Source organism: Enterobacter cloacae complex sp. IR5403, assembly GCF_049238705.1.
GTDB classification, from domain to species: domain Bacteria; phylum Pseudomonadota; class Gammaproteobacteria; order Enterobacterales; family Enterobacteriaceae; genus Enterobacter; species Enterobacter hormaechei_C.
In genome coordinates, this window is sequence record NZ_JBMKHP010000012.1 from 74,781 (window position 1) to 91,027 (window position 16,247).

The window sequence follows — 16,247 nt, forward strand, 5'->3', positions numbered from 1 at the left end:
TATTTCATCATTTTTTTAGCTTCCCTGTATATAGCGCCGCGAGGAGTGTAGTCGCAGATGGCAAAACAAAAAAAACGTGGCTTCTTTTCCTGGTTGGGTTTCGGTGAAAAAGAGCAAGAAACAGAACAGAAAACCGAAGAACAGCAGGTTGTAGAAGAGTCGTCACAGCCTGAAACGCCTGTCGAAACCGCTGCGGTTGTCGAAGCGGAAGAGCCAGCACACAGCAAAGAAGAGATTGAATCCTTTGCCGAAGAGGTGGTTGAGGTTACTGAACAGTTTCAGGAGAGCGAAAAACCAGAGCCGGTTATCGTAGAAACCCTTAACGAAGCGCCGCAGGCCACTATCGAACACGAAGAACTGCCGCTGCCGGAAGAGGTGAAAGCCGAAGAGGTTTCTGCCGAAGAGTGGCAGGCCGAAGCGGAAACCGTTGAAATTGTTGAGGCGGTGGAAGAAGAAGCGGCCCTTGAGCCAGAGCTGACCGACGAAGAGCTTGAAGCCCAGGCGCTGGCGGCGGAAGCGGCTGAAGAAGCGGTCATTGTCGTGCCGGTGGACGAGCAGGCCGAAGAAGAGATCGTTCAGGAGCAGGAAAAACCGACCAAAGAAGGTTTCTTCGCGCGCCTGAAGCGCAGCCTGCTCAAAACCAAAGAAAACTTAGGTTCCGGATTTATCAGTCTGTTCCGTGGCAAAAAGATCGACGACGATCTGTTTGAGGAGCTGGAAGAGCAGCTGCTGATTGCGGACGTGGGCGTGGAAACCACCCGGAAGATCATCGCCAACCTGACCGAAGGGGCGAGCCGCAAACAGCTGCGTGACGCCGAGGCGCTGTACGGCCTGCTGAAAGACGAGATGGGTGAAATTCTCGCAAAAGTTGACGAACCGCTTAATATTGAAGGCAAAATGCCGTTTGTTATCCTGATGGTTGGCGTCAACGGCGTGGGCAAAACTACCACCATCGGCAAGCTGGCGCGCCAGTTTGAGCAGCAGGGCAAATCGGTGATGCTGGCGGCGGGCGATACCTTCCGTGCGGCAGCGGTGGAACAGCTCCAGGTGTGGGGCCAGCGCAACAATATTCCGGTTATTGCCCAGCACACCGGCGCGGATTCCGCCTCCGTGATTTTCGATGCCATCCAGGCGGCGAAGTCGCGTAACGTGGACGTGCTGATTGCGGATACCGCAGGGCGTTTGCAGAACAAATCGCACCTGATGGAAGAGCTGAAGAAAATCGTTCGCGTCATGAAGAAGCTGGACGAAGATGCACCGCATGAAATTATGCTGACTATCGACGCCAGCACCGGACAGAACGCCATCAGCCAGGCGAAGCTGTTCCATGAAGCGGTAGGCCTGACCGGGATCACGCTGACCAAGCTGGACGGCACCGCGAAAGGCGGGGTGATCTTCTCCGTGGCCGACCAGTTCGGCATTCCTATCCGTTACATCGGTGTGGGCGAGCGTATTGAGGATTTACGTCCGTTTAAAGCGGACGACTTTATTGAGGCACTATTTGCCCGAGAGGACTAACAATGATTCGCTTTGAACACGTCAGCAAGGCCTATCTCGGCGGGAGACAAGCGCTACAGGGGGTGACATTCCACCTCCAGCCAGGCGAGATGGCATTCCTGACCGGCCATTCCGGCGCGGGGAAAAGTACCCTGCTCAAGCTGATCTGTGGGATCGAGCGGCCAAGCGCCGGGAAAATCTGGTTCAGCGGCCATGAAATTAGCCGTCTTAAGAACCGTGAAGTGCCGTTCCTGCGTCGTCAGATTGGCATGATTTTCCAGGATCACCACCTGCTGATGGATCGCACGGTTTTCGATAACGTGGCGATCCCGCTGATTATTGCCGGTGCCAGCTATGACGATATCCGCCGTCGCGTCTCCGCGGCGCTGGATAAGGTCGGGCTGCTGGACAAAGCGAAGAACTTCCCGATCCAGCTCTCCGGCGGTGAACAGCAGCGTGTGGGGATTGCCCGTGCGGTGGTGAACAAGCCTGCCGTTTTGCTGGCGGATGAACCGACCGGTAACCTGGACGATGCCCTCTCTGAAGGGATTTTGCGTCTGTTTGAGGAATTCAACCGCGTAGGGGTCACGGTACTGATGGCGACGCACGACATGGGGCTGATTTCCCGTCGTTCGTACCGCATGCTGACCCTGAGCGACGGGCATTTGCACGGAGGCCACGGTGAATAAGCGTGATGCAATGAACCAGATTCGGCAGTTCAGCAACCGGTTTGACCGTTTCCGCAAGCCTCAGGGCGGCGGGGACGGCAATCGCAATGCGCCTAAGCGTGCCAAAGCGGCACCGAAACCGAACTCCCGCAAAACCAACGTCTTTAACGAGCAGGTGCGGTATGCCTTCCAGGGCGCGTTGCAGGATCTGAAAAGCAAACCGCTGGCGACGTTCCTGACGGTGATGGTGATTGCCATCTCCCTGACGCTGCCCAGCGTCTGCTACATGGTTTACAAAAACGTAAACCAGGCGGCGTCCCAGTACTATCCGTCACCGCAGATCACCGTTTATCTGGATAAAGCCCTCGACGATAACGCGGCGGCGCAGGTGGTGGGGCAGATTCAGGCCGAACAGGGCGTGGAGAAGGTGAACTACCTTTCCCGCGATGAAGCGCTAGGCGAGTTCCGCAACTGGTCTGGGTTCGGCGGCGCGCTGGATATGCTTGAAGAGAACCCGCTGCCCGCCGTGGCGGTGGTGATCCCGAAACTCGATTTCCAGGGCACGGATTCGCTCAACACCCTGCGCGACCGCATTACCCGCATCAACGGGATTGATGAAGTGCGCATGGACGACAGCTGGTTTGCCCGTCTTGCCGCCCTGACCGGGCTGGTAGGACGCGTGTCGGCGATGATCGGCGTGCTGATGGTGGCGGCGGTGTTCCTCGTCATTGGTAACAGCGTGCGCCTGAGCATCTTCGCCCGTCGCGATACCATCAACGTGCAGAAACTGATTGGCGCAACGGATGGTTTCATCCTCCGCCCGTTCCTTTACGGCGGCGCGTTATTAGGTTTTTCTGGTGCATTTCTTTCATTGATTTTGTCAGAAATTTTGGTGATGCGGTTGTCGTCAGCCGTCACCGAGGTGGCGCAGGTTTTCGGAACTAAGTTTGATATCAGTGGCTTAGGTTTCGATGAGTGCCTGCTGTTGCTGCTGGTGTGCTCCATGATCGGCTGGGTGGCGGCATGGCTGGCAACGGTTCAACATTTACGCCACTTTACTCCCGACTAATAAAAGCGTGATATAATCTTTCCCTGCACCGAGATGTTCGCTTGCAGGGAAAGCGTCCCTGTTGTCTCTTCCCCTGTAATCATCTTCATGTCACATTTTGTGCGTAATTTATTCACTGTTGCACCTGGAACTTGTGGATAAAATCACTGTCTGATAAAAGAGTGAATGCTAATCTCGTTGCTCAAACGCTTTGGCATGGTTGTTGCCTGACGGGGACAACCTGGACCAGAAGAAACATTGAGAGGAATGAATGACCAAAGAAATGCAAACTTTAGCTTTAGCCCCTGTTGGTAACCTGGAATCTTACATCCGGGCTGCGAACACCTGGCCGATGTTAACGGCTGAGGAAGAAAAGGAGCTTGCTGAAAAGCTGCATTACCAGGGCGATCTGGAAGCAGCTAAAACGCTGATCCTGTCTCACCTGCGCTTTGTTGTTCACGTTGCTCGTAATTATGCGGGCTACGGCCTGCCGCAGGCGGACCTGATTCAGGAAGGTAACATTGGCCTGATGAAGGCGGTACGTCGCTTTAACCCGGAAGTGGGTGTGCGACTCGTCTCCTTCGCCGTGCACTGGATCAAAGCGGAAATTCACGAATACGTCCTGCGTAACTGGCGTATTGTGAAAGTCGCCACGACGAAAGCGCAGCGCAAACTGTTCTTTAACCTGCGTAAAACCAAGCAGCGTCTGGGCTGGTTCAATCAGGATGAAGTGGAAATGGTGGCGCGCGAGCTGGGCGTTTCCAGCAAAGACGTCCGCGAGATGGAATCCCGTATGGCCGCGCAGGACATGACGTTTGATATGTCTGCCGACGATGACGCGTCCGACAGCCAGCCGATGGCCCCGGTTCTGTATCTTCAGGATAAAACCTCTAACTTTGCTGACGGCATTGAAGAGGATAACTGGGAAGACCAGGCGGCGAACAAGCTGACCTTCGCGATGGAAGGCCTCGACGAGCGTAGCCAGGATATCATCCGTGCCCGCTGGCTGGACGAAGATAACAAGTCCACGTTGCAGGAACTGGCCGACCGCTACGGCGTCTCCGCTGAACGTGTGCGTCAGCTTGAAAAGAACGCCATGAAAAAACTTCGCGCCGCTATCGAAGCGTAATTTTCGCGAAGTACACCGAGAACCCTCGAATGCAAATTCGGGGGTTTTGTTTTTTTAGCGCCCGCTCTGGCGAATTCCCTGCCCCTGGCAAACACTTACTGATGCGCTAAGCAGGCGACTTTCAGAGGGTGACAGGGTGAAAAATAATGAACTGAACGACCGGCGTTTACAGGCGACGCCGCGCGGTATCGGCGTCATGTGTAACTTCTATGCCGATAAAGCCGAAAACGCCACGGTGTGGGACGTGGAAGGTAATGAGTATATTGATTTTGCCGCCGGGATCGCCGTGCTGAATACCGGGCATCGCCATCCTAAAGTTATCGCCGCCATCGAAAAACAGCTTCACGCCTTTACCCATACCGCTTATCAAATCGTCCCCTATGAAGGCTATGTGGCGCTTGCCGAGCGCATCAACCAGCGCGTACCCATAGAGGGGCCAGCCAAAACCGCCTTCTTCTCAACGGGGGCGGAAGCGGTCGAAAACGCGGTGAAAATCGCCCGCGCGTACACCAGACGTCCCGGCCTTATCACCTTCGGCGGCGCGTTCCACGGCCGTACCTTTATGACCATGGCGCTGACCGGCAAAGTGGCGCCCTATAAGCTCGGCTTCGGCCCGTTCCCCGGCTCGGTGTACCACGCGCAATTCCCCAACAGCCTGCACGGGGTGAGTACCGCCGAAGCGCTAAAAAGCCTGGAGCGCATCTTCAAAGCCGATATCGCGCCCGATCAGGTGGCGGCAATCATTATTGAACCGGTTCAGGGCGAGGGCGGGTTCAACGTCGCGCCCGCTGATTTTATGCAGGCGCTGCGTGCCCTGTGCGATACCCATGGGATTTTACTCATTGCCGACGAAGTGCAAACCGGCTTCGCCCGTACCGGCAAGCTGTTCTCCATGGAAAACCACTGCGTGAAGCCCGATCTGATCACCATGGCGAAAAGCCTGGCGGGCGGGATGCCGCTCTCTGCCGTCACTGGCCGGGCGGAGGTGATGGATGCGCCCGCCCCGGGTGGGCTGGGCGGCACCTACGCGGGTAACCCGCTGGCGATTGCGGCGGCCCATGCGGTGCTGGATGTGATTGACGAGGACGATCTCTGCACCCGCGCGTCTCATCTCGGGCATCATCTGGTCGAGGTGCTGAATAAAGCGAAGGATGGTTGTCCGTATATCGCCGATATCCGTGGGCAGGGCTCGATGGTGGCGGTGGAATTTAGCGATCCGCAAACCGGACAGCCGTCGCCGGAATTTACCCGTCAGGTTCAGGAGCGCGCGTTGAACGAAGGGCTGCTGCTCCTGAGCTGCGGCGTTTACGGCAACGTTATTCGCTTCCTCTACCCGCTCACCATCCCCGAAGCGCAGTTCCGTAAAGCGCTGGACATTATTTCCGCCTCGCTGACACGATAAAGCCAAAAGCCCGGCTGAAATGACGGTCGGGCTTATCATATTTTCATTTCAAATTAGCTATTCCAAAATCATAAAAATGGGGTATGTTTTAGCAGAGTATGCTGAAAAAGCGCGAACAGCACGCCTATAACTGAAATAAAGCGCTACACAACAACATCACAACAATCGTTATAACCATAATAATGGGGAATCTCAGGATGAACATGAAGGGTAAAGCGTTACTGGCAGGATGTATCGCGTTGGCATTCAGCACTATGGCCCAGGCCGATATTAAAGTGGCCGTGGTGGGCGCGATGTCCGGTCCGGTAGCACAGTACGGCGACCAGGAATTTACCGGCGCGGAACAGGCGGTTGCAGACATTAATGCCAAGGGCGGCATCAAGGGCGAAAAGCTGCAAATCGTAAAATATGACGATGCCTGTGACCCGAAACAGGCGGTCGCGGTGGCGAACAAAGTGGTAAACGACGGGATCAAATACGTTATCGGTCACCTGTGCTCCTCTTCCACCCAGCCCGCGTCTGACATCTATGAAGACGAAGGCATTCTGATGATCACGCCGGCCGCGACGGCGCCAGAGCTGACCGCGCGCGGCTATAAGCTGATCCTGCGCACCACCGGTCTGGACTCCGATCAGGGGCCAACCGCCGCGAAATACATCGTGGAAAAAGTGAAGCCACAGCGCATCGCAATTGTTCATGATAAACAGCAGTACGGCGAAGGCCTGGCCCGTGCGGTGCAGGATAACCTGAAAAAAGCGAACGCCAACGTGGTGTTCTTTGACGGTATCACCGCCGGTGAGAAAGACTTCTCGACCCTGGTCGCGCGTCTGAAGAAAGAAAATATCGATTTCGTTTACTACGGCGGCTACCACCCGGAAATGGGGCAGATCCTGCGCCAGGCGCGTGCGGCGGGTCTGAAGACGCAGTTCATGGGGCCAGAAGGTGTCGCGAACGTTTCCCTGTCTAACATCGCGGGTGAATCAGCTGAAGGGCTGCTGGTGACCAAGCCGAAGAACTACGACCAGGTGCCTGCGAACAAACCTGTTGTCGATGCCATCAAGGCGAAGAAACAGGATCCAAGCGGTGCGTTCGTCTGGACCACCTACGCAGCGTTGCAGTCTCTGCAAGCGGGCCTGAACCAGTCAGCCGATCCGGCGGAGATTGCCACCTGGCTGAAAGCGAACTCGGTGGAAACCGTGATGGGGCCGCTGTCCTGGGATGAGAAGGGCGATTTGAAGGGCTTCGAGTTCGGCGTGTTTGACTGGCATGCCAATGGCACTGCTACTGATGCCAAATAATGCTGGTGCGGGTTGATGCCCTCACCCTAACCCTCTCCCACGGGGAGAGGGGATTACCCGGTTTTCTCCCTCTCCCTTAGGGAGAGGGCCGGGGTGAGGGTATCAGGCCGCACAGATCTAGCGCTTCTCCCACCCGTTCGCCTGCGCCGTAAACCCTAACGCCTGCATAAACGCCGCCATCACGCCGCGATCCTCTACGCCCACGTCGGCCATCCACCAGGAGGTTACGCTCGGGTTTTCACGGATCACCTCTTCAATCAAATACTGCCCGACCCCGCGACGACGGGTCACGTCGCGCACGCGCAGGGAGTCCAGCGCCCCTTCCGTGCCGCTCAGCGTTACGCGGACGGCGGCCAGCAGACGTTCATTAAAACGCGCGGCATAGATGCGGTGGTTTTCATCGACGGCCAGCGATGAAGGGGAATATTCCGGCCAGATCTTGCCCAGGTCGATATGATCCTGGTCGCTAAAGGTCACCAGACGCACGATAGTCAGTTTCATTAGCTGCTTGTCCAAATCAAAAAGAGTAGGGCCAGTGTACTCAATTTATTTGCTCAGGCGCTTTCTCTTTTTCTTCCCATTTACCAGGTGATTAGTTTTTTGGCAGCGCGATGGGCAGTTTGAAAACACATGGATCGAAAAATAAGCAGAATTTTAACCTGAAGGGCAGTGATTTATTCGGCGCTTTGTACCGTTATTTTATGCTGCCAACTGCGCTTTTATTTGTTTATCTCCGCCTGATTTCAGAATATTATCTTTGCTTAATCGCCTGAAAAATAGAGATTTTAGTCTGGTTTTTGACAAAAAACTGCGCTAAACCATTAAAGGCACTGGTAAAAATAGCGTTGTTCATTAAAAGTACAGAATGCTTTTTAACCATAATAAAACAAAATATAAACACGACATCACGAATGGGGATTCAGAGATGAAAAGGAACGCGAAGACGTTAATCGCGGGGATGGTCGCACTGTCGATCTCGCATGCCGCTATGGCAGACGACATTAAAGTTGCGGTAGTGGGGGCGATGTCCGGCCCTGTTGCCCAGTGGGGTGACATGGAGTTCAACGGCGCGCGTCAGGCCATCAAAGATATCAACGCCAAAGGCGGCATCAAAGGCGACAAGCTGGTAGGCGTGGAGTATGACGACGCCTGCGATCCTAAACAGGCCGTCGCGGTCGCCAACAAAATCGTTAACGACGGTATCCAGTACGTCATCGGGCACCTGTGTTCTTCCTCCACGCAGCCAGCGTCTGATATCTACGAAGACGAAGGCATTCTGATGATCACCCCGGGTGCCACCAACCCGGAACTGACCCAGCGCGGCTACCAGCACATCATGCGTACCGCCGGTCTGGACTCCTCTCAGGGGCCAACCGCCGCCAAATACATCCTCGAAACCGTTAAGCCGCAGCGTATCGCCATCATTCATGATAAGCAGCAGTACGGCGAAGGCCTGGCGCGTTCCGTGCAGGATGGCCTGAAAAAAGGCGGCGCAAACATCGTCTTCTTCGACGGCATTACCGCCGGTGAGAAAGACTTCTCCGCGCTGATCGCCCGCCTGCAAAAAGAGAATATCGACTTCGTTTACTACGGCGGCTACTACCCGGAAATGGGGCAGATGCTGCGCCAGGCGCGCGCCACCGGCCTGAAAACCCAGTTTATGGGGCCAGAGGGCGTCGGTAATGCCTCCCTGTCCAACATCGCGGGCGATTCTGCCGAAGGCATGCTGGTGACGATGCCAAAACGCTATGACCAGGATCCGGCGAATAAGGCTATCGTGGATGCGCTCAAGGCGCAGAAGAAAGATCCGAGCGGTCCGTACGTCTGGATCACCTACGCGGCCGTGCAGTCTCTGGCCACCGCGCTGGACCGTACCGGCAGTAAAGAGCCGCTGGATCTGGTGAAAGATTTAAAAGCACACGGGGCGAACACCGTGATTGGGCCGCTGAACTGGGATGAGAAAGGCGATCTGAAGGGATTTGAGTTTGGTGTCTTTAAGTGGCACGCCGACGGGTCTTCCTCGGTCGCCAAATAATCATCCCACCGCCCGGCTCACCGGGCGGGTATAAAAAGGTTTTCTTATGTCCGAGCAGTTTCTCTACTTCTTGCAGCAGATGTTTAACGGCGTCACGCTGGGAAGCACCTACGCGCTGATCGCCATCGGCTACACGATGGTTTACGGCATTATCGGCATGATCAACTTCGCCCACGGCGAGGTGTACATGATCGGTAGCTACGTCTCCTTTATGATTATCGCCGCGCTGATGATGATGGGCATCGACAGCAGCTGGCTGCTGGTGGCCGCCGGGTTTGTCGGCGCGATTGTGATCGCCAGCGCCTACGGCTGGAGTATTGAACGGGTGGCCTACCGGCCGGTGCGCAGCTCCAAACGCCTGATCGCGCTGATCTCCGCCATCGGGATGTCCATTTTTCTGCAAAACTACGTCAGCCTGACCGAAGGCTCGCGCGACGTGGCGCTGCCTAGCCTGTTTAACGGCCAGTGGATTGTGGGGGCCAGTGAAAACTTCTCCGCCTCTGTCACCACCATGCAGCTGGTGATCTGGGTTGTGACCTTTATCGCGATGCTGGCCCTGACGCTGTTCATCCGCTACTCCCGCATGGGACGCGCCTGCCGCGCCTGCGCGGAAGATCTGAAGATGGCGAGCCTGCTCGGGATTAACACCGACCGCGTGATTGCCCTGACCTTCGTGATCGGCGCAGCGATGGCGGCGGTGGCTGGCGTGTTGCTCGGCCAGTTCTACGGCGTAATCAACCCGTACATCGGCTTTATGGCCGGGATGAAAGCCTTCACCGCCGCGGTTCTGGGCGGCATCGGCAGCATTCCGGGCGCGATGATCGGCGGCCTGATCCTGGGCGTGGCCGAAGCGCTCTCCTCGGCGTACCTGAGCACCGAATATAAAGATGTGGTGTCGTTTGCCCTGCTGATTCTGGTTCTGCTGGTCATGCCTACCGGCATTCTGGGCCGTCCGGAGGTAGAGAAAGTATGAAACCGATGCATTTTGCGATGGCGCTGCTCTCTGCCGCCATGTTCTTCGTCCTGGCGGGCGTCTTTATGGGCGTCCAGTTAGGACTGGACGGCACAAAGCTGGTGGTGGATACCGCTCCCGACATCCGCTGGCAGTGGGTGTTTATCGGCACCGCTGTGGTGTTCCTGTTCCAGCTGCTGCGTCCGCTGTTCCAGAAGACGCTGAAAAACGTCTCCGGGCCGAAATTCGTCCTGCCGGCGATCGACGGTACAACGGTGAAACAGAAGCTGTTCCTTGTGGCGCTGCTGGTGGCTGCCGTGGCGTGGCCGTTTATGGTATCGCGCGGGACGGTGGATATTGCCACCCTGACCATGATCTACGTGATTCTGGGGCTGGGTCTGAACGTGGTGGTGGGGCTGTCTGGCCTGCTGGTGCTGGGCTACGGCGGCTTCTACGCCATCGGCGCGTACACCTTCGCGCTGCTGAACCACTATTACGGCCTCGGCTTCTGGACCTGTCTGCCGCTGGCGGGGCTGGTCTCTGCCGCGGCGGGCTTCCTGCTCGGCTTCCCGGTGCTGCGCCTGCGCGGTGACTATCTGGCGATTGTGACCTTAGGCTTCGGCGAAATCGTCCGTATTCTGCTGCTCAACAATACCGAAGTGACCGGCGGTCCGAACGGCATCAGCCAGATCCCGAAACCGACCTTCTTCGGCCTGGAGTTCAGCCGTACCGCCCGTGAAGGCGGCTGGGATACCTTCAGCAACTTCTTTGGCATCAAATACGATCCGTCCGACCGCGTGATCTGGCTCTATCTGGTGGCGCTGCTGCTGGTGGTGATTACCCTGTTCGTGATCAACCGTCTGCTGCGCATGCCGCTGGGCCGCGCGTGGGAAGCGCTGCGCGAAGATGAGATCGCCTGCCGCTCCCTGGGCCTGAACCCGACCCGCATCAAGCTGACCGCATTTACCATCAGCGCCGCGTTTGCCGGTTTCGCCGGGACGCTGTTTGCCGCACGTCAGGGCTTCGTCAGCCCGGAATCGTTCACCTTTGCCGAGTCGGCCTTTGTACTGGCGATTGTGGTGCTGGGCGGGATGGGCTCGCAGTTCGCCGTGATCCTCGCCGCCATTCTGCTGGTGGTCTCCCGCGAGCTGATGCGCGACTTTAACGAATACAGCATGTTAATGCTGGGTGGTTTGATGGTGCTGATGATGATCTGGCGTCCGCAGGGTCTGCTGCCGATGACCCGTCCACAGCTGAAGCTGAAACGCACGCAGGCGAAAGGAGAGCAGGCATGAAGCCTTTATTATCCGTTAACGGCCTGATGATGCGTTTTGGCGGCCTGCTGGCGGTCAACAATGTAAATCTGGATCTGCACAAGAAAGATATTGTCTCCCTGATTGGTCCGAACGGCGCGGGAAAAACCACGGTCTTCAACTGCCTGACCGGCTTCTACAAGCCGACGGGCGGCACCATCATGCTGCGCGACCAGCACCTTGAAGGGCTGCCGGGCCAGCAGATTGCCCGCATGGGCGTGGTGCGTACCTTCCAGCACGTACGTCTGTTCCGCGAGATGACGGTGATTGAGAACCTGCTGGTGGCGCAACATCAGCAGCTGAAAACCGGCCTCTTCTCCGGCCTGCTGAAAACCCCGGCCTTCCGCCGCACGCAGGAGGAGGCACTCGATCGCGCCGCGACCTGGCTCGACCGTATCGGCCTGCTCCAGCACGCCAACCGTCAGGCGAGCAACCTCGCTTACGGGGATCAGCGTCGCCTTGAGATCGTGCGCTGCATGGTGACCCAGCCGGAGATCCTGATGCTCGACGAACCAGCGGCAGGTCTCAATCCGAAAGAGACCAAAGAGCTGGACGAGCTGATTGCCGAGCTGCGCGATCATCACGACACCACCATTCTGCTGATTGAGCATGACATGAAGCTGGTGATGGGCATTTCGGACCGTATCTATGTGGTAAACCAGGGCACGCCGCTGGCGAACGGCACGCCGGAAGAGATCCGCAACAACCCGGACGTGATCCGCGCATACCTTGGTGAGGCATAAGATGGAAAAAGCGATGTTAACGTTCGACAAGGTCAACGCGCACTACGGCAAGATCCAGGCGCTGCACGACGTCAGCCTGCACATCAATCAGGGAGAAATCGTCACCCTGATTGGCGCCAACGGCGCGGGGAAAACCACGCTGCTCGGCACCCTGTGCGGCGACCCGCGCGCCACCAGCGGGCGGATTGTGTTTGACGGCAAAGATATTACCGACTGGCAGACGGCTAAGATCATGCGTGAAGCGGTGGCGATTGTCCCGGAAGGGCGCCGCGTATTCTCCCGCATGACGGTGGAAGAGAACCTGGCGATGGGCGGTTTCTTCGCCCATCGGGATGAATTCCAGACCCGCATCAAGTGGGTGTACGAACTCTTCCCGCGCCTGTGGGAGCGTCGTATTCAGCGAGCGGGCACCATGTCCGGCGGCGAGCAGCAGATGCTGGCGATTGGCCGCGCGCTGATGAGCCAGCCGCGCCTGCTGCTGCTGGACGAGCCGTCGCTTGGTCTTGCGCCGATCATCATCCAGCAGATTTTCGACACCATCGAGCAGCTGCGCAAAGAGGGGATGACCATCTTCCTCGTCGAGCAGAACGCTAACCAGGCGCTGAAGCTCGCTGACCGCGGCTATGTGCTGGAGAACGGGCGCGTGGTGCTGGAGGATACCGGCGATGCGCTGCTGGCGAACGAAGCGGTGCGGAGCGCGTACCTCGGAGGCTAAGCCGTCTGTGTTGCCCGGTGGCGCTGCGCTTACCGGGCCTACAGGGATCGAGTAGGCCGGGTAAGGCGCAGCCGCCACCCGGCTTTTTTCATATTAACCCCCTTCACACAACCATCATCCCCCTGACGCCTGGCTGTCACTTATCTGTAAACAAACAGTTATTTTTCTGTCATTCGAGCATGTCATGTTACCTCGCGAGCATAAAACGCGTGATATCGCGCATCCGGCACAATAAGAGAGATGACAATGACATCGTTACGACACACAGCTTTGGGTCTGGCACTGGGTCTGGCTTTTGCGACGAACGCAATGGCTGTGACCACCATTCCGTTCTGGCATTCCATGGAAGGGGAGTTGGGTAAAGAGGTTGACTCCCTGGCGCAGCGTTTCAACGACACCCACCCGGATTACAAAATTGTGCCGGTGTACAAAGGTAACTACGAGCAGAGCCTGAGCGCGGGCATCGCCGCCTTCCGTACCGGCAACGCGCCTGCGCTGTTACAGGTTTATGAAGTGGGCACCGCCACCATGATGGCCTCCAAAGCCATCAAGCCGGTGTATGAAGTGTTCAAAGAAGCGGGCATCAACTTCGACGAATCCCAGTTCGTGCCGACCGTAGCGGGTTACTACACCGATTCCAGAACCGGGCACCTGCTGTCCCAGCCGTTTAACAGCTCCACGCCTGTGCTGTACTACAACAAAGACGCCTTCAAAAAAGCCGGTTTAGATCCGGAGCAGCCGCCAAAAACCTGGCAGGATCTGGCGGAGTACACCGCGAAGCTGAAAGCGGCGGGGATGAAGTGCGGCTACGCCAGCGGCTGGCAGGGCTGGATCCAGATTGAAAACTTCAGCGCCTGGCACGGCCTGCCGGTTGCGACCAAAAACAACGGTTTCGACGGCACCGACGCGGTGCTGGAGTTCAACAAGCCGGAGCAGGTGAAGCACATCGCGCTGCTGGAAGCACTCAACAAGAAGGGCGACTTCAGCTACTTCGGGCGTAAAGACGAATCCACCGAGAAGTTCTACAACGGCGACTGCGCCATTACCACCGCCTCGTCCGGCTCGCTGGCGGACATCCGTCACTACGCCAAATTCAACTACGGCGTGGGGATGATGCCGTATGATGCCGACGTGAAGGGCGCGCCGCAGAACGCCATCATCGGCGGGGCGAGCTTGTGGGTGATGCAGGGTAAAGACAACGGCACCTACAAAGGCGTGGCTGAGTTCCTCGACTTCCTGGCGAAGCCGGAAAACGCCGCCGAATGGCACCAGAAGACCGGCTATCTGCCGATCACCAAAGCCGCATACGACCTGACCCGCGAGCAGGGCTTCTACAGCAAGAACCCGGGCGCAGACATCGCGACGCGCCAGATGCTGAACAAGCCGCCGTTGCCGTTCACCAAAGGCCTGCGCCTGGGCAACATGCCGCAGATCCGCACCATCGTCGATGAAGAGCTGGAAAGCGTCTGGACCGGGAAGAAAACCCCACAGCAGGCGCTGGACGCTGCGGTAGAGCGCGGGAATCAGCTGCTGCGCCGCTTTGAGCAGTCGACGAAATCGTAAAAAAATGCCCGGTGGCGCGTAGCGATCCGGGCCTACGGGGATCGTGCGGGCTGATGCCCTCACCCCAACCCTCTCCCACGGGGAGAGGGAGAAATATTTGTAGGCCGGGTAAGGCGTAGCCGCCACCCGGCACTGTTCAGGAACCAAATCTCAATGTCCTCATCCCGTCCGGTGTTCCGTTCCCGCTGGCTGCCGTACCTGTTGGTCGCGCCGCAACTGGTCATCACCGTTATCTTCTTTATCTGGCCTGCGGGCGAAGCGCTGTGGTACTCGGTACAAAGCGTCGATCCGTTCGGGCTTTCCAGCCAGTTTGTCGGGCTGGACAACTTTACCGCGCTGTTCCACGACAGCTACTACCTGGACTCTTTCTGGACGACGATCAAATTCAGTGCGCTGGTCACCGTGAGCGGTCTTGTCGCGTCACTGTTTTTCGCCGCGCTGGTGGATTACGTGGTACGGGGCAGCCGTCTGTATCAGACCCTGATGCTGCTGCCCTACGCCGTGGCTCCCGCCGTCGCCGCCGTGCTGTGGATCTTCCTGTTTAACCCGGGGCGCGGGCTGATTACCCACTTCCTGGGCGAGTTTGGCTACGACTGGAACCACGCTCAGAACAGCGGTCAGGCGATGTTCCTGGTGGTGTTCGCCTCGGTGTGGAAGCAGATCAGCTATAACTTCCTGTTTTTCTTTGCCGCGCTACAGTCTATCCCGCGTTCGCTGGTGGAGGCCGCCGCCATCGACGGCGCAGGGCCGGTGCGCCGCTTCTTCCGCCTGTCGCTGCCGCTGATCGCCCCGGTGAGTTTTTTCCTGCTGGTGGTGAACCTCGTGTACGCCTTCTTCGACACCTTCCCGGTGATCGACGCCGCCACCGCGGGCGGTCCGGTGCAGGCGACCACCACGCTGATTTACAAGATCTACCGCGAAGGCTTTGCCGGGCTTGATCTCTCCGCCTCTGCCGCGCAGTCCGTGGTGCTGATGTTCCTCGTCATCATCCTCACGGTGGTGCAGTTCCGCTATGTCGAAAGTAAGGTGCGCTACCAATGATTGAGAACCGTCGCGGGCTGACGATTTTCAGCCATACCATGCTGATTTTAGGGATTATCGTCATCCTGTTCCCACTGTACGTGGCCTTCGTCGCCGCCACGCTGGACACCAAAGCGGTGTTCGACACGCCGATGACGCTGATCCCAGGCGGGCATCTGTTCGAGAACATGAAAACTATCTGGACCCAGGGCGTGGGCGCTAACAGCGCGCCGTTCTGGCTGATGATGCTCAACAGCTTCATCATGGCGTTTGGCATTACGGTCGGTAAAATTACGGTGTCGATGCTCTCAGCGTTTGCCATCGTCTGGTTCCGCTTTCCGCTGCGTAACCTGTTTTTCTGGATGATTTTCATCACCCTGATGCTGCCGGTAGAGGTGCGTATCTTCCCGACGGTGGAAGTGATCGCCAACCTGAAGATGCTCGACAGCTACGCGGGCTTAACCCTGCCGCTGATGGCCTCGGCGACCGCCACCTTCCTGTTCCGCCAGTTCTTTATGACCCTGCCGGACGAGCTGATTGAAGCCGCGCGCATCGATGGGGCCTCGCCGATGCGCTTCTTCCGCGACATCGTGCTGCCGCTGTCGAAAACCAACCTCGCGGCACTGTTTGTGATCACCTTTATCTACGGTTGGAACCAGTATCTGTGGCCGCTGCTGATCGTTCAGGACGTCAACCTCGGCACCGCCGTGGCAGGCATCAAAGGCATGATCGCCACCGGCGAAGGCACCACCCTCTGGAACCAGGTGATGGCGGCGATGCTGCTCACCCTTATCCCACCCGTAGTCATTGTTTTAGCCATGCAGCGCGCGTTTGTCCGCGGCCTGGTCGATAGCGAGAAATAAG

Annotated in this window: 15 protein-coding genes; 14 read left to right on the plus strand and 1 reads right to left on the minus strand. The window is 57.5% G+C overall.

Features of this window, described 5'->3' with window-relative positions; genetic code table 11:
* Positions 1–57: 57 nt before the first annotated feature.
* The 6 genes from ftsY (at position 58) to livJ (ending at position 7,042) form a co-directional block, all read left to right on the plus strand.
* Entirely contained in the window at positions 58–1,518 is a 1,461-nt protein-coding gene (gene ftsY / locus ACOTW6_RS16280; RefSeq protein WP_062933354.1) for a signal recognition particle-docking protein FtsY, read from the plus strand.
* A 2-nt stretch (positions 1,519–1,520) separates the two neighbouring features.
* Positions 1,521–2,186, plus strand: a complete 666-nt coding sequence (gene ftsE / locus ACOTW6_RS16285) for a cell division ATP-binding protein FtsE (RefSeq protein ID WP_006812284.1) — start codon at positions 1,521–1,523, stop codon at positions 2,184–2,186.
* Complete coding sequence (gene ftsX / locus ACOTW6_RS16290) at positions 2,179–3,234, plus strand: permease-like cell division protein FtsX (RefSeq protein ID WP_017384126.1); 1,056 nt, start codon at positions 2,179–2,181, stop codon at positions 3,232–3,234. Before ftsE ends, ftsX begins: the two co-directional genes overlap by 8 nt.
* A gap of 250 nt (positions 3,235–3,484) precedes the next feature.
* Positions 3,485–4,342, plus strand: a complete 858-nt coding sequence (gene rpoH / locus ACOTW6_RS16295) for an RNA polymerase sigma factor RpoH (protein ID WP_000159624.1) — start codon at positions 3,485–3,487, stop codon at positions 4,340–4,342.
* Between the two features lie 136 nt (positions 4,343–4,478).
* Positions 4,479–5,744: a 4-aminobutyrate--2-oxoglutarate transaminase gene (locus ACOTW6_RS16300; RefSeq protein WP_213789361.1), complete on the plus strand. Its 1,266-nt coding sequence runs from the start codon at positions 4,479–4,481 to the stop codon at positions 5,742–5,744.
* A 197-nt stretch (positions 5,745–5,941) separates the two neighbouring features.
* Entirely contained in the window at positions 5,942–7,042 is a 1,101-nt protein-coding gene (gene livJ / locus ACOTW6_RS16305; RefSeq protein ID WP_015571474.1) for a branched chain amino acid ABC transporter substrate-binding protein LivJ, read from the plus strand.
* Between the two features lie 117 nt (positions 7,043–7,159).
* Here livJ and panM read toward each other — a convergent pair whose 3' ends face one another.
* Positions 7,160–7,543: an aspartate 1-decarboxylase autocleavage activator PanM gene (gene panM / locus ACOTW6_RS16310; protein ID WP_003861532.1), complete on the minus strand. Its 384-nt coding sequence runs from the start codon at positions 7,541–7,543 to the stop codon at positions 7,160–7,162.
* Between the two features lie 424 nt (positions 7,544–7,967).
* On the opposite strand from panM, the gene livK reads away from it, so the two are divergent.
* The 8 genes from livK (at position 7,968) to ugpE (ending at position 16,246) form a co-directional block, all read left to right on the plus strand.
* Positions 7,968–9,077, plus strand: a complete 1,110-nt coding sequence (gene livK, locus ACOTW6_RS16315; RefSeq protein ID WP_023295547.1) for a high-affinity branched-chain amino acid ABC transporter substrate-binding protein LivK — start codon at positions 7,968–7,970, stop codon at positions 9,075–9,077.
* A 46-nt stretch (positions 9,078–9,123) separates the two neighbouring features.
* Positions 9,124–10,050 (plus strand): high-affinity branched-chain amino acid ABC transporter permease LivH, encoded by a 927-nt coding sequence (gene livH, locus ACOTW6_RS16320; protein WP_003861540.1) that lies wholly within the window; start codon positions 9,124–9,126, stop codon positions 10,048–10,050.
* Positions 10,047–11,324, plus strand: coding sequence for a high-affinity branched-chain amino acid ABC transporter permease LivM (locus ACOTW6_RS16325; protein WP_003861542.1), 1,278 nt, complete (start codon positions 10,047–10,049; stop codon positions 11,322–11,324). The genes livH and ACOTW6_RS16325 overlap by 4 nt, the downstream gene beginning before the upstream one ends.
* Positions 11,321–12,085: a high-affinity branched-chain amino acid ABC transporter ATP-binding protein LivG gene (gene livG / locus ACOTW6_RS16330; RefSeq protein ID WP_213789362.1), complete on the plus strand. Its 765-nt coding sequence runs from the start codon at positions 11,321–11,323 to the stop codon at positions 12,083–12,085. The genes ACOTW6_RS16325 and livG overlap by 4 nt, the downstream gene beginning before the upstream one ends.
* A 1-nt stretch (position 12,086) precedes the next feature.
* Positions 12,087–12,800: a high-affinity branched-chain amino acid ABC transporter ATP-binding protein LivF gene (gene livF, locus ACOTW6_RS16335; RefSeq protein WP_032649744.1), complete on the plus strand. Its 714-nt coding sequence runs from the start codon at positions 12,087–12,089 to the stop codon at positions 12,798–12,800.
* 246 nt (positions 12,801–13,046) lie between these two features.
* Positions 13,047–14,363 carry a sn-glycerol-3-phosphate ABC transporter substrate-binding protein UgpB gene (gene ugpB, locus ACOTW6_RS16340; RefSeq protein ID WP_063134121.1) on the plus strand — a complete coding sequence of 439 codons (1,317 nt, stop codon included), beginning with the start codon at positions 13,047–13,049 and terminating at the stop codon, positions 14,361–14,363.
* A gap of 153 nt (positions 14,364–14,516) precedes the next feature.
* Positions 14,517–15,404, plus strand: a complete 888-nt coding sequence (gene ugpA / locus ACOTW6_RS16345; RefSeq protein WP_003861551.1) for a sn-glycerol-3-phosphate ABC transporter permease UgpA — start codon at positions 14,517–14,519, stop codon at positions 15,402–15,404.
* Positions 15,401–16,246 (plus strand): sn-glycerol-3-phosphate ABC transporter permease UgpE, encoded by an 846-nt coding sequence (gene ugpE, locus ACOTW6_RS16350; RefSeq protein ID WP_015571468.1) that lies wholly within the window; start codon positions 15,401–15,403, stop codon positions 16,244–16,246. The genes ugpA and ugpE overlap by 4 nt, the downstream gene beginning before the upstream one ends.
* The last annotated feature ends 1 nt before the right edge of the window (position 16,247 follow it).